This is a genomic window from Micromonospora sp. NBRC 110038 (assembly GCF_020884815.1).
Lineage (GTDB): Bacteria > Actinomycetota > Actinomycetes > Mycobacteriales > Micromonosporaceae > Micromonospora > Micromonospora haikouensis.
In genome coordinates this window covers 856005-875234 of sequence record NZ_BBOL01000003.1, presented here as the reverse complement: position 1 = coordinate 875234, position 19230 = coordinate 856005, and the positions used below count along the sequence as shown (strand labels likewise).

Here is a 19230-nt window from a genome sequence, read left to right as displayed (position 1 = left end):
ATTTGGGGACCAGACGCGGGGACGACCACGCTCGGCGGCACCTGGGCCGGGGACGCCGCCAGCGGATCGCGGATCCCCGGCCGGGATCAGGAACGCGTCTGGATCCCCTCGCGGATCTGGCGCAGCAGGTCACCGGCGGAGTCCACGGGCCGGCCCGGGAACATCGCCATCGCGACGCTGCCGTGGTCGGCCCAGCCGCAGATCGCGAAGTCACCGCCCTCACCGCTGGTCGTGCCGCACTTCATCACCCCGCCGAACCGGCCGGGGGAGACCTCCCGCAGGCCGGTGACCTTCCCGGTCTCGTCCGTCATGAGGCGGAACAGGGTGTCCAGGTCGCGTTCCGGCTGCCAGAGCAGGGTCGTACCGCCGAAGATGAGCACCGACCGCTTGTCGTCCGCCGGGTCCCGGTAGACGGTGCCGAAGCTGCGGTCCAGGTCGATGTCGGCGGACAACCCGTCGCGCAGGTACTCGGCGGTGCTGCGGGCGCGTTCGCTGTCGTCCCGTCGCAGGCCGGCGACGGTGTCGGGGCTGGACAGCTCGGTGTCCTTCTGCTGCGCCACCCGCCAGCCGGCGATGCCGAGCGCGCCCACCCCCGCGAGGCCGGCCGCCAACACCACCGCGAGGACGATGCGCCGGCGCCGGGATCGGGGCGCGCGGCCGGTGCCGTCCGCCGGGTCCTGGTTGCCGAGCCGGATCGGTTCCTCGGTGAGGTCGATCGGCTCGGGCTCGTCGGCGAGCGAACGCTGCGTGAGATGCGCGTCGGACATAGCCGACACCGTACGCGAACAACAGGTGGCGCACGTCAGGTCCTCGGAAGCGCTCCGTAGACTTTGAGGGTGACCGAGAGACTGGATGCCCGACGCCCCGACGCCCCGACCCTGTCCGCCCAGTACCAGCCGGGCGAGGTAGAGCAGCGACGGTACGAGCAGTGGGTAGCCGGCGGCCGGTTCCGGGCGTCGGCCCAGAGCGACAAGCCCCCGTTCACCGTGGTCATCCCCCCGCCGAACGTCACCGGCTCGCTGCACATGGGCCACGCGTTCGAGCACACGCTGATGGACGCGCTGACCCGGCGCAAGCGGATGCAGGGCTACGAGGCGCTCTGGCTGCCGGGCATGGACCATGCCGGCATCGCCACCCAGAACCTGGTGGAGCGGCAGCTCGCGGGGGAGGGCCTGTCCCGCCACGACCTGGGTCGCGAGAAGTTCGTCGAGCGCGTCTGGCAGTGGAAGGCCGAGTCCGGCGGCGCGATCCTCGGCCAGATGCGCCGCCTCGGCGACGCCGTCGACTGGGACCGGGAGCGTTTCACCATGGACGCCGGCCTCTCCCGGGCCGTGCAGACCATGTTCAAGAAGCTCTTCGACGACGGGCTGATCTACCGCGCCAACCGGATCATCAACTGGTGCCCGCGCTGCCTGACGGCCCTGTCCGACATCGAGGTCGAGCACACCGACGACGACGGCGAGCTGGTCTCGATCCGGTACTCGGCCGACGTGGTGGTCGCCACCACCCGGGCCGAGACGATGCTCGGTGACACCGCCGTGGCGGTGCACCCCGACGACGAGCGGTACCAGCACCTGATCGGCACCGAGGTCGAGGTGCCGCTGACCGGCCGGCGGATCCCGATCGTGGCCGACGAGCACGTCGACCCGGCCTTCGGCACGGGCATGGTGAAGGTGACCCCGGCGCACGACCCGAACGACTTCGAGATCGGCCAGCGCCACGGCCTGCCGGCCCTGGCGATCATGGACGAGCGCGGGGTGATCACCGCCCACGGCCCGTTCCAGGGCCTGGACCGCTACGAGGCCCGGCCGGCGATCGTGGCCGCGCTGCGCGAGCAGGGCCTGATCGTGGCCGAGAAGCGGCCGTACGTGCACGCCGTCGGTCACTGCTCCCGGTGCAAGACCACGGTCGAGCCGCGGCTGTCGCTGCAGTGGTTCGTCAACACCGGCCCGCTGGCGAAGGCGGCCGGTGACGCGGTGCGCGACGGCCGGGTGAAGATCGAGCCGGCCGAGCTGGCCAAGCGCTACTTCGCGTGGGTCGACAACATGCACGACTGGTGCATCTCCCGCCAGCTGTGGTGGGGCCACCGCATCCCCGTCTGGTACGGGCCGGACGGCGAGATCGTCTGCGTCGGCCCCGACGAGGAGCCGCCGACCGGCGCGGGCTGGCACCAGGACGAGGACGTGCTGGACACCTGGTTCTCCAGCGGGCTGTGGCCGTTCTCCACGCTCGGCTGGCCCGAGCAGACGCCGGACCTGGCGAAGTTCTATCCGACCAGCGTCCTGGTCACCGGCTACGACATCCTGTTCTTCTGGGTCGCCCGGATGATGATGTTCGGCCTCTACGCGATGGACGGCCGGCAGCCGTTCGACGTCGTCGCCCTGCACGGCATGGTGCGCGACGAGCACGGCAAGAAGATGTCGAAGTCGTTCGGCAACGTGGTCGACCCGCTGGACTGGATCGACCGGTTCGGCGCCGACGCGACCCGGTTCACCCTCGCCCGGGGCGCCAACCCCGGCCAGGACGTCCCGGTCAGCGAGGACTGGTGCCAGGGCTCCCGCAACTTCTGCAACAAGCTGTGGAACGCCACCCGCTTCGCGCTGATGAACGGCGCGCACGTCGACGGCCCGCTGCCGGCGGCCGGGGAGCTCTCCACCGTCGACCGGTGGATCCTGTCCCGGCTGGCGCACGTCACCGCCGAGGTGGACGAGCAGTTCGAGGCGTACGAGTTCGCGAAGGTCTGCGACCTGCTCTACCACTTCGCGTGGGACGACGTCTGCGACTGGTACGTGGAGTTGAGCAAGCCGGTGCTCGCCGAGGGCGGGCCGGGGGCCGACGCCACCCGCCGGGTGCTCGGGCACGTGCTCGACCAGCTGCTGCGGCTGCTGCACCCGGTGATCCCGTTCGTCACCGACGAGCTGTGGATCGCCCTCACCGGCGGGGAGACGGTCATGACGGCCGCCTGGCCGGCTGCCGACCGTACCGGAATCGACGACGCCGCGGAGGGCGAAGTCGGCACCGTCCAGCGGGTGGTGACCGAGATCCGGCGCTTCCGGTCCGACCAGGGCCTGCGGCCCACCCAGCGGGTGGTCGCGCGGCTCGACGGCCTGGCCGGCGCGGGCATCGCGGGCCACGAGCGGCTGATCCGGTCGCTGGTCCGGCTCGACCAGCCCGCCGACGACTTCCAGGCCAGCGCCACGCTCGCCATGCCCGGCGAGGTGAGCGTCGCGCTGGACACCCGGGGGTCGATCGACGTGGCCGCCGAGCGGGCCCGGCTTACCAAGGACCGGGCGGCGGCCGAGAAGGAGGTCGCCCAGGCCCGGGCGAAGCTTGACAACCCGGCGTTCGTGGGGAAGGCCCCGGAGCCGGTGGTCGCCAAGATCCGGGAGCGGCTGGCCACCGCCGAGGCCGACCTGGTCCGCATCGACGCCGCTCTGGAGGCGCTGCCCTCGTGACCGACCGCACCGACCACACCGACCGCGCCCGTGGGGGCGACGGTGGCCGCACCGAGTTCGCCGAGGTGGAGGCCGCGCTCAACGGGCGCGGCTTCACCCGCATGCACTTCGAGCTGGACCGCATCGAGACGCTGCTCGACCTGCTCGGCAGCCCGCAGCGGGCGTACCCGTCGATCCACCTCACCGGGACCAACGGCAAGACCTCGACCGCCCGGATGATCGACTCGCTGCTGCGGGCGTTCGGGCTGCACACCGGCCGCTACACCAGCCCGCACCTGGAGAGCGTCCGCGAGCGGATCAGCCTCGACGGGGAGCCGGTCGGCGAGGACCGGTTCGTGGCCACGTACCGCGAGATCGCCCCCCTGGCCGAGCTGGTCGACCAGCGCTCCGCCGAGCCGCTGACGTACTTCGACATGACGACGGCCCTGGCGTTCGCGACGTTCGCCGACGCCCCGGTGGACGTCGCGGTGGTCGAGGTGGGGCTCGGCGGCGCGGAGGACGCCACGAACGTGATCCAGGCCGGGGTGGCGGTGCTCACCCCGATCGGGCTCGACCACACCGAGTGGCTGGGCGACACGCTCCAGGACATCGCCCTGCACAAGGCCGGGATCATCCACAAGGGGGCCACGGTCGTCTGCGCGGCGCAGGAGGAGGAGGCCGCCCGGCCGATCCTGGAGCGCTGCGCCGAGGTCGGCGCGACCGTCGCCCGCGAGGGGTCCGAGTTCGGCGTGCTGCGCCGGTCGGTCGCCGTCGGCGGCCAGGTCCTGGACATCCAGGGGCTCGGCGGGGTGTACGAGGAGGTGTTCGTCCCGCTGCACGGCGCGCACCAGGCGCAGAACGCGGCGGTGGCGCTCGCCGCCGTGGAGGCGTTCCTCGGGGCGGGGGCGAAGCGGCAGCTCGACGTCGAGGCCGTCCGGGAGGGTTTTGCCGCCGTCAGCTCGCCCGGCCGGCTGGAGAAGGTGCGCACCGCCCCGACGATCCTGCTCGACGGCGCGCACAACCCGCACGGGATGGCCGCCACGGTCACCGCGCTGCAGGAGGAGTTCGCGTTCAGCAAGCTCGTCGGCGTGCTCGCCGTCCTCGGCGACAAGGACGCGGCGGGCCTGCTGGAGCTGCTGGAACCGGTGCTCGACCATCTGGTGGTCACCCGCAACTCCTCGCCCCGGGCGATGCCGGAGCAGGAGCTGGCCGAGCTGGCCCGGGAGGTCTTCGGGGCGGACCGGGTGGAGGTGGCCGAGGAGATGCCCGACGCGATCGAGGCGGCGGTGGCCCAGGCCGAGTCCGACGTGCCCGGCGAACTGGCCGGGGTCGGCGTGCTGATCACCGGCTCGGTGGTGACCGTGGCCGACGCCCGCCGGCTGCTCAAGCGATGACGTCCCCCGAGGAGGGCGCTTCGTCCACCGTCCCCGAGGAGGGCACCTCGTCGCCGGACGGGGCGGGGCAGCGGCGGTCCGGGCTGCGTAACCCCGCGGGGGCCGTGCGCGGCCTCGGCGCGGGGACGCTGGGCCTGGAGGCGCTGGTGCTGCTGCTCGCCATCCAGCCGATCCGGGTGGTCGGCGGCGAGCTCAGCGGCGCGGCCGTCGCGGTGATCGTGTTGTTGGCCGTGGCGGCGGTGGCGCTCGCCGGCATGATGCGCCGCCCGTGGGCGTGGCACGCCGGCACCGTGCTCCAGGGGGCGCTGATGCTCGCCGGGCTGCTGCACTGGTCGCTGCTGGCGCTCGGCATCATCTTCGCGTTGGTCTGGGGCTACGCCCTGCACGTGCGCCGGGTGATCCTCGGCCGCTGAGCCGCCGGTGGGTGTCAAGAAGGCCCCCTGCTCTGCCGAATGCCTGACAGGGGGCCCTTCCTTGCGCCTCAGGCGTCGGCGCGGGTGCGCCACTGGGTGAGGGCCACGCCGTGGCCGTCCGGGTCGCGGAACGCCGCCGCCCACACCTCCAGCTTGGTGCCCCGGTTGACGACCCGGGGGGCGTAGGTGAAGCGGACGCCGGAGTCGCGCATCCGCTCGTACGCGCCCTGGATGTCGTCGACCTCCAGGTTGACGTGGACGAGGCGGCGGCTCATGGGGGCGGCACCGGCGACCTCGCGCAGCACCAGCCGGGTCGCCCCGGAGGCGAGCACGGCGTTGCCGGAGCCCCGGTCGACCTCGGTGAAGCCGAGCGTGTCCCGGTAGAACTCCAGCGAGCGGCCCAGGTCGGTGACCAGCAGGGTGATGCCGACGCCGCTGATCGGGGCGGCGGCGTCGGCCGGCTCGGCCTCCGGGTCGTAGCCGAAGATCGCCTCGTCCAGCTCGGCCTGGTCCAGGGGCGCCGACCGGGCGCCCGGGTCGTCCAGCGGCACGTCGATCGGGTCGATGGAGGGGCGCGCGTCGACCGGGTCGGCGGGCGCGGGGCCCGCGTCGATGGTCTCCACCGGCACCGTCGGTTCGAACCGCTCGTCGGCCGGGTCGAACCGTTCCTCGGTCGCCGCGAAGCGTTCCTCGGCCGGGGACCGGGGGGCCGGGGTCGCCCGGCGGGGCAACTGGCCGGCGCTCGGCTCCACCAGCGTCCCCTCCAGCACGACCGGTCCGCCGGGGCGGTGGTGCATCACGACGGGCTCCCGGTCCTCCGGCAGCGGGCCGAGGTCGTCGTGCAGCGGGTGGAGGTCGTCGCGCAGCGGGTCGGGTGCCGACGGGTCGCGCGGGTCGTCGTGGAAGTCGTCGTCCGGGCCCCGGTCGGCCCACGGCGGCGCCTCCTGCCCGATGAGCACCTCGTCGACCGGGTCGGGGCCGCCGAACTCGGGCGGCAGGTCGGCGACCGCCGCGGCGGCGGTCTCCGCGTGGGTGGGCACGTCGTCCCAGAGGACCCGGACGTGGCGCTGGTCGTCCAGGGCCACCCGGATCGGCAGGGACTGGCCGACCGACGGCCACTTCGCCACCGGCACCCTCGGCTCGATGATCTTCTTCGACCGGGGCGGCATGCCCGGCGCGTCGATGACCAGTTGCAGCTCGCAGCGGCCGAACGCGTACGTGGTGGGGGGCTCGGAGGCGCTGTGCACGTGCCCGATGCCGACGACCCAGGTGCGCCCGCCGCCGCGCACGGTGGCCAGCGCGATCGCCAGCACCACCAGCGCCACGCCGAGCGCCACGATCGCCCAGCTGGTCATGCCCAGCCCGAACAGGACCACGAAGGTCGCCACGGTGCCGAGCACCGCGGCGATGAGCTTGCGTACCGGCGCGATGGGTCGGTTCCCGTTAGCCACAGTGGACCTCCCTGGAGTCAAGGGCCAGGCTAGGCCGGATCGGCGACCCAGGGAAAGAGCAGCCGCCGCGCCGGCGCCGGGACCGGGTCGCTAGGCTGACCGTACCCAGCCGAGCCGCCTTCCGCGCACAGGAGGAACCCAGCGTGTCCAGCAGCAGCCCGGACGAGCGCACCCTCGTCCTGATCAAGCCCGACGCGGTCCGCCGTGGCCTGGTCGGCGAGATCCTCTCCCGCTTCGAGCGCAAGGGCCTGCGGATCGACGCCATGGTGTCCCGGACGATGGACGGCGACTTCGCCGACCAGCACTACGCCGAGCACGTCGACAAGCCGTTCTACCCGCCGCTGAAGGGCTTCATGACCGGCGGCCCGCTGGTGGCCCTCGTGCTCGCCGGCGACCAGGTCATCGAGGTCGTGCGCGGCATGATCGGCAGCACCGACGGTCGCCGGGCCGCCGCCGGCACCATCCGCGGCGACTTTTCCCTGTCCAACCGGGAGAACCTGGTGCACGCCTCCGACTCGACCGACAGCGCCAAGCGCGAGATCGCGCTCTGGTTCCCCGAGCTGGACTGACGGGTATCCGACCGGGCGGGCGGCGGGGCGGCCCGCCGGTCGCCTCACCCCGCCAGCCCGGCGAGCTTGTCCGGGTTGCCGACCAGGTAGAGGCCGGTGATCCGGCCGTCGGCGGCGGCCACGGCCAGCGCGTACCGCCGGCCGTCGGGCCAGTGGATGACGACCCCCGGCTGGCCGTTGAGTTCGGTCGGGGCGAGGCGGGGCGGCTGCCGCCTGCGGGGCCCGTGGACGCCGGCGAAGAAGCGGGCGACCCGGTCCGCCCCGCGCACCGGGTTGCGGGCCGACCGGACCCGCCCGCCGCCGTCGCTCCACGCCGTGACGTCGTCGGCCACCAGGGCGGTCAGCCGGGCCAGGTCACCGTCGCGGGCGGCGGCGAGGAACGCGTCGAGCAGCCGCCGCTGCTCGCCCGGGCCCGCGGTGAAGCGGCGGCGGTCCGCGGCGACCCGGTCCGTCGCCCGGTGGTGCAACTGCCGGCAGTCCGCCGCCGACCGGCCGAGGATCTCGGCGATCTCCGCGAACGGCAGCGCGAACGCGGTGCGCAGCACGTAGACGGCGCGCTCCGGCGCGGTCAGCCGCTCCAGCAGGTGCAGCAGCGCCAGCGAGAGCGAGTCGCGCAGCTCCGCGTGCTCGGGTGGCCCGAAGGGCGGTTCGACCGGCGGCCCGAAGGGCGAGGGCGCGGTGGCCACCGGCTCGGGCAGCCACGGACCGACGTACGTCTCCCGGGCCGCCTGCCGCGCGCGGAGCCGGTCGATCGCGAGCCGGGTGACCACCCGGGACAGGTAGCGGCGCGGTTCGGCCACGGCCGCCCGGTCGGCGCCGAGCCACCGCAGGTAGGCGTCCTGGAGCACGTCCTCGGCGTCGTGCAGGCTGCCGAGCAGCCGGTACGCCAGCCCGAGCAGCATCGGCCGGTGCGCGTCGAGCGCGCCGGCCGCCCCCGTCGCGTCGGCTGCCGTCGCCCGGCCCGGCTCCGCCGGCGGAAGCGGCGCGCGGCCGGGCCGGCACCCGCTCCCGGCCAGCCGCGCCCCCGGTGCCGTCACTCGTGCGTCGAGGGGCGGCGTCGGGTGGCGGCCACGATCCGGTTCCACACGTTGATGGTGGCGATCGCGACCGTCAGGTCCGCCAGCTCCTTCTCCGACCACACCTTCGCGGCGGCGTCCCACACGTCGTCGGGCACCCCGTGCTCGCCGAGGCGGGTGAGCGCGTCGGTGAGCGCGAGCGCGGTGCGTTCCCGCTCGTCGAAGAAGGGCGCCTCCCGCCAGGCGGCCACGGCGAACAGCCGCCGGCTGGACTCGCCCGCCGCGAGCGCCTCCCGGCTGTGCATGTCCACGCAGAACGCGCAGCCGTTCAGCATGGACGCCCGGAGCTTCACCAGCTCCAGCACCGTGTGGTCGACGTTGTCCCGGGCGTAGCGCTCCAGCCCCGACACCGCCCGGTAGGCGTCCGGCGCCACCGCCGTCAGGTCGATCCGGCTCATCGTGTCTCCCCTCGTCGTGAGCATGCACCCGTCACGACGGTCGGCGGGGGTCCGGATGTGACGGCTCGCGGTGTGACGCGCGTCATTCCGGCGGCGCGCGGGGCACGGCGGCCCCGACTGGTCAGTCGGCCTTCCCCCGCCGGTCATCCGGGCCGCCGCGGCAGCACACCTGCCCCCGGTACACCACTGGTGACCAACTTCCCGTGGAGGGGACAGATGACTTCTCTCGACCGACGTACCCTGCTGCGCGCCGGCCTCGCGACCGGGGCGGGCCTGGCCGGCGGCGCCCTGTTCGGCGCGGCCGGCGCCCGGGCCACCGGTGCCGGGGCGACCCCGCCGGCCGGCGCGCCCGCCTGGCGGCCCTCCGGCCGGCCCGTGCTCACCCACGGCGTGCAGAGCGGCGACGTCACGGCCGACTCGGCGCTGGTGTGGACCCGCGCCGACCGGCCGGGCCGGATGTGGGTGGAGGTGAGCCGCCGGCCCGACCTGCGCGGCGCGCGGCTGCTGCGCGGCCCGGTGCTCGACCCGTCCGCCGATTACACCGGCCGGGTGCGGGTGCGCGGCCTGCCGTGCGGCGAGCGGCTGCACTACCGGGTGTCGGTGGAGAGCCTGGACCGGCACGGGGTACGCAGCGAGCCGCTGGTCGGCTCGTTCGCCACCGCGCCCGGCGCGCACGGCCGGCGGGGCGTGCGGTTCGTCTGGACCGGCGACATCGCCGGGCAGGGGTGGGGCATCGCCCCCGACTTCGGCGGGATGCGGATCTTCCAGGCGATGCGGTCCGTCCGCCCAGACTTCTTCCTGTGCAGCGGCGACACCGTGTACGCCGACGGGCCGCTCGCCGAGACGGTGACGCTGCCCGACGGCCGGATCTGGCGCAACCTGGTCACCCCGGAGAAGAGCAAGGTCGCCGAGACCCTCGCCGAGTACCGGGGGCAGTTCGCGTACAACCTGCTCGACGAGCACCTGCGCGCGTTCGTCGCCGAGGTGCCGCAGGTCAACCAGTGGGACGACCACGAGGTGACCAACAACTGGTACCCCGGCGAGGTCCTGGCCGACGCCCGGTACACCGAGCAGCGGGTGGACGTGCTCGCCGCGCGGGCCCGGCAGGCGTTCGGCGAGTGGCTGCCGGTGCCGGCGGGCGGGCCGCTGTACCGGAAGCTGTCGTACGGGCCGCTGCTGGACGTGTTCGTGCTGGACATGCGCACCTACAAGGACCCCAACGACGGCAACACGTACGCCGACCCGTTGCGCGGCCTGCTCGGCCGGGAGCAGCGGGAGTGGCTGGTCCGGGAGCTGAAGCGGTCCCGGGCGACGTGGAAGGTGATCGCCAACGACCTGCCGATCGGCCTGGTGGTGCCGGACGGGTCGGCGCAGGAGGGCGTGGCGCAGGGCGACCCCGGCGCGCCCGCCGGGCGGGAGCTGGAGTTCGCCGAGGTGCTGGGCTCGGCGCACCGGGCCGGGGTGACCGGGATCGTGTTCCTCACGGCCGACGTGCACTACACGGCGGCGCACCACTACGACCCGGCGCGGGCGGCGGTGGCGGACTTCACCCCGTTCTGGGAGTTCGTCTCGGGGCCGGCGCACGCGGGCGCGTTCGGGCCGAACGCCCTGGACGGCACGTTCGGCCCGAAGGCGGTATTCGTCAACGCCCCGCCGCGGGCGAACACGTCGCCGGCCGAGGGCTTCCAGCACTTCGGCGAGGTGGCCATCGACGGGGAGTCGGGCGCGTTCACGGTGCACCTGCGCGACCGCGACGGGGCGTCGCTCTGGACCACCACCCTGCCCGCCCCGGGCCGCTGACCTGATCCTGACCCGATCCCGGGCGGTTGCCGTCGCGCGCGGACGGCAACCGCCCAGGGCCGAGCGGGGCGCGGTTAAGTCGGCGGCGGGCGCCGCCGCCGATCGCGTATCCTTGACCCTCAGTAAGGCGACGACCCGGCCATCACCGGTGAGCCTCCGGAAGAACAGCCGGCGCAACCCGGCCCAGTAGAACCGGACGGGTCCGGCCCGTCACAGCCGGCAACGAGCGGGCGGTCGATCCTGGCCGCCAAGCGGGGTGGTACCGCGGGCCTGCCCCGGGGCGCCGGTGACGGCGTACCGGAGGAGGGCTCGTCCTCGCAGACCCACACGTGAGTGAGCTGCGCGAGGAGAGCGACCCCCGATGGCCTATCCGTTGCACGACCCGACCGCCGCCGGCGTCCCGGCGAGCCCCGACCTGCCCGCGGTCGAGCGCCGGGTGCTGGAGCACTGGGCGGCCGACAAGACCTTCGAGGCGTCCGTCGAGGCCCGCCCCGCCGGGGACGACGGCAAGAACGAGTACGTCTTCTACGACGGCCCGCCGTTCGCCAACGGCCTGCCGCACTACGGCCACCTCTTCACCGGGTACGTCAAGGACGCGGTGCCCCGCTACCAGACCATGCGCGGCCGGCACGTCGAGCGGCGCTTCGGCTGGGACTGCCACGGCCTGCCCGCCGAGGTCGTCGCCGAGAAGCAGCTCGGCATCACCAGCAAGGCGGAGATCCTCGACCTCGGCGTGGCCCGGTTCAACGAGGCGTGCCGCACCTCGGTGCTGGAGTTCACCCAGGACTGGGAGCGGTACGTCACCCGGCAGGCCCGCTGGGTCGACTTCGCCAACGACTACAAGACCCTCGACCTGGACTACATGGAAAGCGTCATGTGGGCCTTCAAGACCCTGCACGACAAGGGCCTGGTCTACGAGGGCTTCCGGGTGCTCGCGTACTGCTGGCGGTGCGAGACCCCGCTGTCGAACACCGAGACCCGGATGGACGACGTCTACAAGGACCGGCACGACCCCACGCTGACCGTGTGGTTCGAGCTGACCGCCGACGACGCCGCCCCCGAGCTGCTGCGCGGGCCGGTCCGGCTGGGCGTGTGGACCACCACGCCGTGGACGCTGCCGTCGAACCTGGCGCTCGCCGTCGGCCCCGACATCGAGTACGCGGTGCTGGAGCGCGACGGCTCCCGCTACGTCGTGGGCGCGGCGCGGCTGGGCGCGTACGCGAAGGAGCTGGAGGGGTACGAGCAGGTTGGCACCGTGTACGGCCGCGACCTGGTCGGGCGCCGCTACACCCCGCTGTACGACTTCCTCGTCTCCCGGGCCGGCGAGAACGCGTACCAGGTGCTCGGGGCGGAGTTCGTCACCACCGAGGACGGCACCGGGATCGTCCACCTCGCCCCCGCCTTCGGCGAGGACGACCAGAACGTCTGCAACGCCGCCGGCATCCCGACCGTCGTCACCGTCGACGACCACACCCGGTTCACCGCGCTCGTGCCGCCGTACCAGGGCGAGCAGGTCTTCGACGTCAACAAGCCGGTGATCCGGGAGCTGAAGGAGCGGGGGGTGGTGCTGCGGCAGGACACCTACACCCACTCCTACCCGCACTGCTGGCGCTGCGACACCCCGCTGGTCTACAAGGCGGTGTCGTCGTGGTTCGTGGCGGTGACGCAGTTCAAGGACCGGATGGTCGAGCTGAACCAGCAGATCAACTGGACGCCGGGGCACATCAAGGACGGCTCGTTCGGCAAGTGGCTGGCCAACGCCCGGGACTGGTCGATCAGCCGCAACCGGTTCTGGGGCTCGCCGATCCCGGTGTGGAAGTCCGACGACCCGAACTACCCGCGCCTCGACGTCTACGGGTCGCTGGACGAGATCGAGCGGGACTTCGGCGTACGCCTGACCGACCTGCACCGGCCGGCGGTCGACGACCTGGTGCGCCCCAACCCGGACGACCCGACCGGGCGCTCGACGATGCGCCGGGTGCCGGAGGTGCTGGACTGCTGGTTCGAGTCCGGCTCGATGCCGTTCGCGCAGGTGCACTACCCGTTCGAGAACCGCGACTGGTTCGAGCACCACTACCCGGGCGACTTCATCGTCGAGTACATCGGGCAGACCCGCGGCTGGTTCTACACCATGCACGTGCTGGCCACGGCGCTGTTCGACCGGCCGGCGTTCCGCAACTGCCTCAGCCACGGCATCCTGCTCGGCTCCGACGGGCGCAAGATGTCCAAGAGCCTGCGCAACTACCCGGACGTCTACCACGTCTTCGACTCGTACGGCTCCGACGCGATGCGCTGGATGCTGATGTCGTCGCCGGTGCTGCGCGGCGGGGACATGCCGGTCACCGAGGGGTCGATCCGCGACGCCGTCCGGCAGGTGCTGCTGCCGCTGTGGAACGTGTGGTACTTCTTCTCGCTCTACGCCAACGCCGACGGGTACACGGCGCGGCGGCGGGTGGACTCCACCCACCTGCTCGACCGGTACGTGCTGGCGAAGACCAACGAGCTGGTCGCCACGGCGCAGGCGCAGCTCGACGCGTACGACATCTCGGGGGCCTGCGCGACGGTCCGGTCGTTCCTCGACGCGCTGACCAACTGGTACGTCCGCCGGTCCCGCGACCGGTTCTGGTCCGGCGACGCCGACGCGTTCGACACGCTCTGGACGGTGCTGGAGACGCTGTGCCGGGTGGTGGCGCCGCTGGCGCCGCTGACCGCCGAGGAGATCTGGCGCGGCCTCACCGGCGAGCGGTCGGTGCACCTGACCGACTGGCCGGCGGCCGAGGAGTTCCCCGCCGACCACGACCTCGTCGCGGCGATGGACGCCGTCCGGGACGTCTGCTCGGCGGCGCTGTCGTTGCGGAAGGCCAAGGGGCTGCGGGTGCGGCTGCCGCTGTCGAAGCTGACCGTGGCCTCGCCGGTGGCGGCGCAGCTGCGGCCGTTCGCCGACCTGGTCGCCGACGAGGTCAACGTGAAGGTCGTGGAGTTCTCCGAGGAGGTCACCAGCTACTGCCAGCAGGTGCTGACCGTGGTGCCCCGGGCGCTCGGGCCCCGCGTCGGCAAGCAGGTGCAGCAGGTGATCAAGGCGGTCAAGGCGGGCGAGTGGGAGCTGGTCGACGGCGCCCCCGTCGCCGCCGGGGTCACCCTCGCCGAGGGCGAGTACGAGCTGCGCCTGGTCGCCGCCGACGCCGAGCACTCCGCGCCGCTGCCCGGCGGCGAGGGCGTGGTCGTGCTCGACACGGAGGTCACCCCGGAGTTGGCCGCCGAGGGGCTGGCCCGCGACGTGGTGCGGGTGGTGCAGCAGGCCCGCCGCGACGCCGACCTGGACGTGTCGGACCGGATCGCGCTGACGCTGTCGGCCTCGGCGGAGGTCCGGGCGGCGGTGGCGGCGTACCGGGACTTCGTGGCCCGCGAGGTGCTCGCCGACTCGATCGAGGTGGTGGCGGAGGACGCCGACCTCGCCGACCGGGCCGGCCGAGCCGGATTCGCCGGCGAGGTCGGCGACGGCGACCGCGTGACGGCCGCGGTGCGCCGCGCCTGAGATGTGCGGAGGGGCCCCTGTCAACGCTTTCTGTATAGGAGGGGCCCCTCCTAACTGCCCCGGGCCGCGTCGCGCGACGGCCGTGGGGCGGGGCCGGCCATCCGACCGGTCGCGGCGGCCACGGAGCGGGCGCGGCGGCGACCCGTGCGGGCGGGCTCGACAGCGTCGGCTAACGTGACAACACCCGTGCCAGTACGACCGCCGGTATCGGCCCGACCGCTGGTTACCGGCCCGACCGGCCGTCACCGCACGGCCGCCTGTCCCAGCACGACCCCGGAGGACCAGTGCCGCTGCTCTACACCATCGGCAAGCTCACCGTGGCACCCACGCTCCGGTTGGCGTTCCGACCGACCGTGGAGGGGCTCGAGCACATCCCGGAGACCGGGGGCGCGATCTTCGCCGGCAACCACCTCTCGGTCGCCGACGAGCTGTTCCTCGGCACGGTCGTGCCCCGGCACCTGGCGTTCTGGGCGAAGTCGGAATACTTCAAGGGCACCGGCGTGAAGGGTGCCTTCTCCAAGTTCGTGCTCACCGGCCTGGGGGCGATCCCCGTCGAGCGGGCCGGCGGCCGGGCCGCGCTGTCCGCCTTCGACGCGGCGATCCCGGCCCTGCGGGGCGGCGACCTGGTCGCCGTCTACCCGGAGGGGACCCGCTCGCCCGACGGGCGGCTCTACCGGGGGCGCACCGGCGCCGCCCGGCTGGCCGTAGCGGCCGGCGTGCCGATCATCCCGGTCGGCATGATCGGCACCGACAAGGCCCAGCCGATCGGCGCCCGGGTGCCCCGGCCGGGCAAGTCGAAGATCATCGTCCGGTTCGGCAAGCCACTGGACTTCACCGGCCGCCCCGACGACCGGACGTCGCTGCGCGAGATGACCGACGAGCTGATGAGCGAGATCCAGAAGCTCACCGGCCAGGAGTACGTCCCGCGCTACGCCCCGCCGCGCGCCAACGCGCCGGTCGCCGGCGAGCCCCCGGCCGGGGCCTGACCCGCCCGAGCGCCCAGGTCGCGCCGTGCCTACGGGCCGTTCCCAAGGGGCGGGTCGTTTCTCCGGGGCGGATTGAGTCCACGGGGTAGGTTGTCACGGCGCGTCGTTGCCGCGGCGGCGTTCCTGCGCCACGACCCGGTCGACGTCCGCGAGGCGGTCCAGCTGCTTCATCGTGCGGGCCATCCGGGCGTTCGCCGGGATCCGGTCCCGGTTGCGGTCCAGGAATGCCCAGTACCCCGCCGTGTACGGGCACGCGTCCGCGCCGAGACGCTTCCGCGGGTCGTACCGGCAGCCGCCGCAGTAGTCGCTCATCCGGTTGACGTACGCGCCGCCGGAGACGTACGGCTTGGTGGTCATCCGGCCCAGGTCGGCGTACTGGCTCATGCCGACCACGTTGGCGGTCATCACCCACTCGTAGCCGTCCACGAAGCGGGTGTGGAACCACTCCACCAGCTCGGCCGGGCGCCAGCCGCGTTGCAGGGCGTAGTTGCCGAGCACCATCAACCGGGGGATGTGGTGCACCCAGCCGTGGTCGCGCACCCCGGCCAGCACGTCCGACAGGCAGTGCGCCTGCACCGCGTCGGCGTCCAGCTCCTGAAACCAGCCGGGCACCGGGCGGCGGGCCGCGAGCGCGTTGCTGCGCTGCCAGCCGGCGTCGAAGTGCCAGTACAGGTGCCAGACGAAGTCCCGCCAGCCCAGGACCTGCCGCACGAAGCCCTCCACGCTGGCCAGCGGCGCGCCCTGGCTCCGGTACGCCTTCTCCGCGCCCCGGACCGCGTCGAGGGGGTCGAGCAGGCCGAGGTTGAACGAGGAGGAGAGCATGCTGTGCGCCAGCCACGGGTCGGTGGAGAGCATCGCGTCCTCGTACGGGCCGAAGGCCGGCAGCCGGTGCCGCAGGAAGTGGCGCAGCCGGGCCTGGGCCTCCTTCGTGGTGGCCGGGAAGCGCCGTGGCCCGTCCCGGCCGACGAACCGGATGCCCTCCCGCTCCCAGCGGTCGAGGTCGGCGCGGACCTCGGCGTCGATGTCGTCCTCCTTCGGCACCGGCGCGGCGGGGACGGCGAGCTTGCCGTCCTTCGGCGGCGGCTCCCGGTTCTCGACGTCCAGGCTCCACCGGCCGCCGACCGGCTCGTCGCCGTCGACCAGCACCCGGTGGTGCTCGCGGGCGAACCGGTAGAACGCCTCCATCCGCAGCGCGCCGCGCCGCCCGTCGGCCCACTCGGCGAAGTCGTCCAGGCTGGTGACGAAGCCGCGCGGCGGCAGCACGGTCACCCCGTCCCGCCGCCGGACGAACTCCAGGGCCCGGCGCGAGGTGGGATGACACACCTCGACCGGCTCGCGGACCTTGCGTAGCCCCTCCGCGTACGTCTCGGTGCGCAGGTAGGTGGCCTGCGCGCCGAGTTCGGCCGCGCGGTGGCGCAGCGCGGAGAGGATCAGGTGCGCCTTCTGCCGGTGGTAGACGCGGCGGCGGAAGACCGCCTTCGACTCGATCAGCAGGACCGGCTGGCGGCGGTCGTCGAGGAAGTGCGGCCCCAGCTGATCGGCGAAGAGCCAACGCCGCGGCATGCCCCGATTGTGGCCCGGGTCGGCCGCCGTCCGGCCCGGAAGCCGGAAAATCCGAGCACCCGAGACCACCGGCGCGGACCCGCCGCCCGCCGTCCGCTGGTCCGCCTCCCGCCGGTCGCCGTCCGCCGTCCGTCGCCCGGGCGACGGACAGCGCAGGATCCTGGACAGTTCTCGTACGGAGCGGACGACAACTGTCCAGGAATCCGGGCGCCGGCCGGGCGGGGCGCGTCACGTCGCGCTGGAGCCCACCTGTTCCGGGGTGATGATCTGCTCGCGCATCTCGTCGAGCAGCCGGGCGCTGTCGTCCACGGAGAGCTGGGTGAAGATCCCGGTGGTGAGGCTGCCGTGGTCGACCGAGGTGCAGACCACGACGGCGGTGGCGTCGAGCGCGCCGACGGCGCAGCGGGCGAACCGCCCCCGGACGTCGGTGTCGACCACCTGCGGATCGCCGAGCTGGTATCGCGGCTTGAGCCGGGTCAGTTCGTCGTCCGCGTCGCTCTCGGGGGTCAACCGGAAGCCGGTGCCGCCGAACACGACGACGGGCTTGCCGGCCGACGAGGCGTACACGCCGGCGAAGGTGTCCTCGGCCAGCAGGTGCGCCTCGCGCGTCTCGGCCTCGAGCTGGTTCGCGGTGGCCTTGCTGCGGGCGTCCTCGCGTAGCGACAGGTCGGCGATCTGCGCAGGCAGCGCCGCCTTCGCCGGATACTGCTCCCACATCGGCTTCACCCAGTACGCCGGGCAGCCGCAGCAGCAGGCGATGCTCAGCAGCAGCACCCACGGCCAGCGCCGCCGGCGTCGGCGGGGGGCCTTCGGCGCGGGCGGGGGAGGGGCGGGCCGGCGTTGTTGCGGAGGCGGTGGGGGCGGTGCCACCGGGCGAGCCGCAGGCGGGGGTGACACCTGTCGGGCCGGCGGAGGCGACACCTGCCGGGGCGGCGACACCTGCCGGGCGGGTGCCGGCGGCAGCGGCCGGGCCATGGGCGGTGGGGCGGACCGGGGGGTCGGCGGTGGGCTGACGGGTCGGGCCGCGGGCGACACGGGCCGGGCCGGCTGCGGCGGGGTCACCGGGTGGGACGCCGCCGGGGTGCCGCGACCGACGACGGGCGCCGAGCCGGCCGCCGGCCCCGGGTACTGCCGGGTGGGTGGCGTCGCGGGGTACGGCGTGGTCGGCGGCAGCGGGGGCAGTTCAGCGGCGTGCAGGTCCCAACTGCCGGTGTCCACGCCGGCCCACGGGTCCACCGGAACCTGGCTCTCCGGGGGCGGCAGCGGCCCGTGCCCGACCGGTGCGGGCGGGGTCGGGGGCGGCGAGGAAGGAGGCGGAGCGGGAGAGGGCGGAGGGGGAGGCGGACTGAACTCGGCGGACTCGCCCCAGCTCCGCTTGCGCGGGGCCGGGGGCGGGACCGACGCGGAACCGCTCCAGCGGGGCGCGGGCGGCTCGGCGGCGGCGGGGTCGACGGTCGTCCGGTCCGGGCGCGGGTCCAGCTTCGTCGCGTCCGGGCGCGCGGCGGGTTTCGGCGCGTCCGGGCCGGCGTCCAGCCTCGTGGCGTCCGGGCGCGCGTCGATCTTCGTCGGGTCCGGGGTGGGGGTCGGCCTGGTGGCTTCGGCGCGGTCCGGGACGGAAGCCGGCGAGGCCACACCGGCCCGGCCGAGCGCGGGCTGTCGTGGCGTGGGCTCGACCCGGGTGGGGTCGAGGCCGGACCGGGGCGGAAGGCCGGACCGCGGCGGCGGAGCGGAGCCGACCGGTCGGGGTGGGGCCACCGGCGCGGGAGGTGCCTCGTTGCCCAGGGCAGTCTCGGCCCGGGTGGGCTCGACCCGGGTGGGCTCCGGCCCCGGTGACGACGCGGACTCCGGCAGGGCGTCCGCGACCGGGACGGTCGCGTCGGCGGCCCCGCCGTCGGGGAGCGCGGTGGTCCTGGTCGCGTCGGGGGCCTGGTCAGCCGTGACGCCGGTCGCCTCCGGGTGGCCTCCCGTCGAACGGTCGCCGGCCGTCGCGGCTCCGCCGGCCGACGTGTCTCCGCTGGCCGGCGCGCGGTCGGCGGCCGACGTGCCTCCGCCGGCCGTCGTGTCGTCGGCCGCCGTCGGCCTGGTCGCCGCCGTTTCCCTGGTCGCCGGCTCGGCGGTAGGGATCTGCGCGGCGTCGGCCGGCCCGGCAGGCGTGGTGGCGGCCCGCTCAGCGCCGGCAGGCCCGGCGTCGGCTGGCGCGGCGTCGGCCGGCCTGGGCTGCTCGGCGTCGGCCCGCTCGGCAGGCTCTGCCTCGACAGGCCCGGTGCCGGCCGGTGCGGCGTCTGCAGGCTCGGCGGGGCCGTGCGGGGCCGGTGCGACGGGCGATGGTACGGGGGAGGGGGCCGTCTCTCCGGCGACCGCCGGGCCCTGGTCCTGGTCGACGGCCGGGGTGCCCCCGTCGGCCGGTCGATCTGCTCCCGGCTGCGGGTGCGGCATCGCGGCAATCTCCTCTCGCGCCGGTCCGAGGTTAGTACCGGCGTGCCACCGGCGGCGATCCGCCCACGTCCGGGGCGACCGTAGCCAGGCTCGCGGCACGCTTGCCCACGCTGCGCCCCGGGAGATCCGGCAGCGGTGACCGGGCCGGCCTCGGGATCGGACGTTCTTCCGGCTG

Annotated in this window: 13 protein-coding genes; 7 read left to right on the top strand and 6 right to left on the bottom strand. The window is 74.2% G+C overall.

Going from position 1 to position 19230, the window contains the following annotated elements; translation table 11 throughout:
* Positions 1-86: 86 nt before the first annotated feature.
* Positions 87-767 carry a hypothetical protein gene (locus LPU61_RS15635; RefSeq protein ID WP_229405271.1) on the bottom strand — a complete coding sequence of 227 codons (681 nt, stop codon included), beginning with the start codon at positions 765-767 and terminating at the stop codon, positions 87-89.
* A gap of 69 nt (positions 768-836) precedes the next feature.
* Between LPU61_RS15635 and LPU61_RS15630 the strand changes: the two genes are divergently transcribed.
* The 3 genes from LPU61_RS15630 to LPU61_RS15620 all read left to right on the top strand — a co-directional run bounded on the left by LPU61_RS15630 (position 837) and on the right by LPU61_RS15620 (position 5241).
* The gene (locus LPU61_RS15630) at positions 837-3455 is read left to right on the top strand and encodes a valine--tRNA ligase (RefSeq protein ID WP_229405270.1); all 2619 of its coding nucleotides are present in this window, start codon (positions 837-839) and stop codon (positions 3453-3455) included.
* A gap of 101 nt (positions 3456-3556) precedes the next feature.
* Positions 3557-4828: a folylpolyglutamate synthase/dihydrofolate synthase family protein gene (locus LPU61_RS15625; protein WP_229405309.1), complete on the top strand. Its 1272-nt coding sequence runs from the start codon at positions 3557-3559 to the stop codon at positions 4826-4828.
* Positions 4825-5241: a DUF4233 domain-containing protein gene (locus LPU61_RS15620; protein WP_043966703.1), complete on the top strand. Its 417-nt coding sequence runs from the start codon at positions 4825-4827 to the stop codon at positions 5239-5241. Before LPU61_RS15625 ends, LPU61_RS15620 begins: the two co-directional genes overlap by 4 nt.
* Positions 5242-5309: 68 nt before the next feature.
* Here LPU61_RS15620 and LPU61_RS15615 read toward each other — a convergent pair whose 3' ends face one another.
* Positions 5310-6692 (bottom strand): VOC family protein, encoded by a 1383-nt coding sequence (locus LPU61_RS15615; protein ID WP_043966705.1) that lies wholly within the window; start codon positions 6690-6692, stop codon positions 5310-5312.
* 143 nt (positions 6693-6835) lie between these two features.
* On the opposite strand from LPU61_RS15615, the gene ndk reads away from it, so the two are divergent.
* A complete protein-coding gene (gene ndk, locus LPU61_RS15610; RefSeq protein ID WP_043966706.1) occupies positions 6836-7261 on the top strand; it encodes a nucleoside-diphosphate kinase in 426 nt (141 codons plus the stop codon).
* Positions 7262-7305: 44 nt separating this feature from the next.
* Here ndk and sigJ read toward each other — a convergent pair whose 3' ends face one another.
* Positions 7306-8346, bottom strand: a complete 1041-nt coding sequence (gene sigJ / locus LPU61_RS15605) for an RNA polymerase sigma factor SigJ (RefSeq protein WP_229405269.1) — start codon at positions 8344-8346, stop codon at positions 7306-7308.
* On the bottom strand, positions 8295-8735 hold the full coding sequence (locus LPU61_RS15600; protein ID WP_043966708.1) for a carboxymuconolactone decarboxylase family protein: 441 nt from the start codon (positions 8733-8735) through the stop codon (positions 8295-8297). Before LPU61_RS15600 ends, sigJ begins: the two co-directional genes overlap by 52 nt.
* Positions 8736-8951: 216 nt before the next feature.
* Between LPU61_RS15600 and LPU61_RS15595 the strand changes: the two genes are divergently transcribed.
* The 3 genes from LPU61_RS15595 (at position 8952) to LPU61_RS15585 (ending at position 15056) form a co-directional block, all read left to right on the top strand.
* The gene (locus LPU61_RS15595; RefSeq protein ID WP_229405268.1) at positions 8952-10535 is read left to right on the top strand and encodes an alkaline phosphatase; all 1584 of its coding nucleotides are present in this window, start codon (positions 8952-8954) and stop codon (positions 10533-10535) included.
* A gap of 361 nt (positions 10536-10896) precedes the next feature.
* Positions 10897-14070, top strand: a complete 3174-nt coding sequence (gene ileS, locus LPU61_RS15590; protein WP_229405267.1) for an isoleucine--tRNA ligase — start codon at positions 10897-10899, stop codon at positions 14068-14070.
* Between the two features lie 284 nt (positions 14071-14354).
* The gene (locus LPU61_RS15585) at positions 14355-15056 is read left to right on the top strand and encodes a 1-acyl-sn-glycerol-3-phosphate acyltransferase (RefSeq protein ID WP_043966714.1); all 702 of its coding nucleotides are present in this window, start codon (positions 14355-14357) and stop codon (positions 15054-15056) included.
* A gap of 93 nt (positions 15057-15149) precedes the next feature.
* On the opposite strand, the gene LPU61_RS15580 is transcribed toward LPU61_RS15585, so the two are convergent.
* Together LPU61_RS15580 and LPU61_RS15575 are read right to left on the bottom strand one after the other, a co-directional pair.
* Complete coding sequence (locus LPU61_RS15580) at positions 15150-16619, bottom strand: cryptochrome/photolyase family protein (RefSeq protein WP_043966716.1); 1470 nt, start codon at positions 16617-16619, stop codon at positions 15150-15152.
* A 228-nt stretch (positions 16620-16847) separates the two neighbouring features.
* Positions 16848-19055 carry a hypothetical protein gene (locus tag LPU61_RS15575; RefSeq protein ID WP_229405312.1) on the bottom strand — a complete coding sequence of 736 codons (2208 nt, stop codon included), beginning with the start codon at positions 19053-19055 and terminating at the stop codon, positions 16848-16850.
* Positions 19056-19230: the final 175 nt, after the last annotated feature.

Bases quoted from the DNA above. Each gene is read 5' to 3' on its own strand.
- LPU61_RS15600 (WP_043966708.1), bottom strand. From the start codon at position 8,735: ATGAGCCGGATCGACCTGACGGCGGTGGCGCCGGACGCCTACCGGGCG.
- LPU61_RS15620 (WP_043966703.1), top strand. From the start codon at position 4,825: ATGACGTCCCCCGAGGAGGGCGCTTCGTCCACCGTCCCCGAGGAGGGC.
- LPU61_RS15580 (WP_043966716.1), bottom strand. From the start codon at position 16,619: ATGCCGCGGCGTTGGCTCTTCGCCGATCAGCTGGGGCCGCACTTCCTC.
- LPU61_RS15595 (WP_229405268.1), top strand. From the start codon at position 8,952: ATGACTTCTCTCGACCGACGTACCCTGCTGCGCGCCGGCCTCGCGACC.
- LPU61_RS15635 (WP_229405271.1), bottom strand. From the start codon at position 767: ATGTCCGACGCGCATCTCACGCAGCGTTCGCTCGCCGACGAGCCCGAG.
- LPU61_RS15625 (WP_229405309.1), top strand. From the start codon at position 3,557: ATGCACTTCGAGCTGGACCGCATCGAGACGCTGCTCGACCTGCTCGGC.
- LPU61_RS15575 (WP_229405312.1), bottom strand. From the start codon at position 19,055: ATGCCGCACCCGCAGCCGGGAGCAGATCGACCGGCCGACGGGGGCACC.
- ileS (WP_229405267.1), top strand. From the start codon at position 10,897: ATGGCCTATCCGTTGCACGACCCGACCGCCGCCGGCGTCCCGGCGAGC.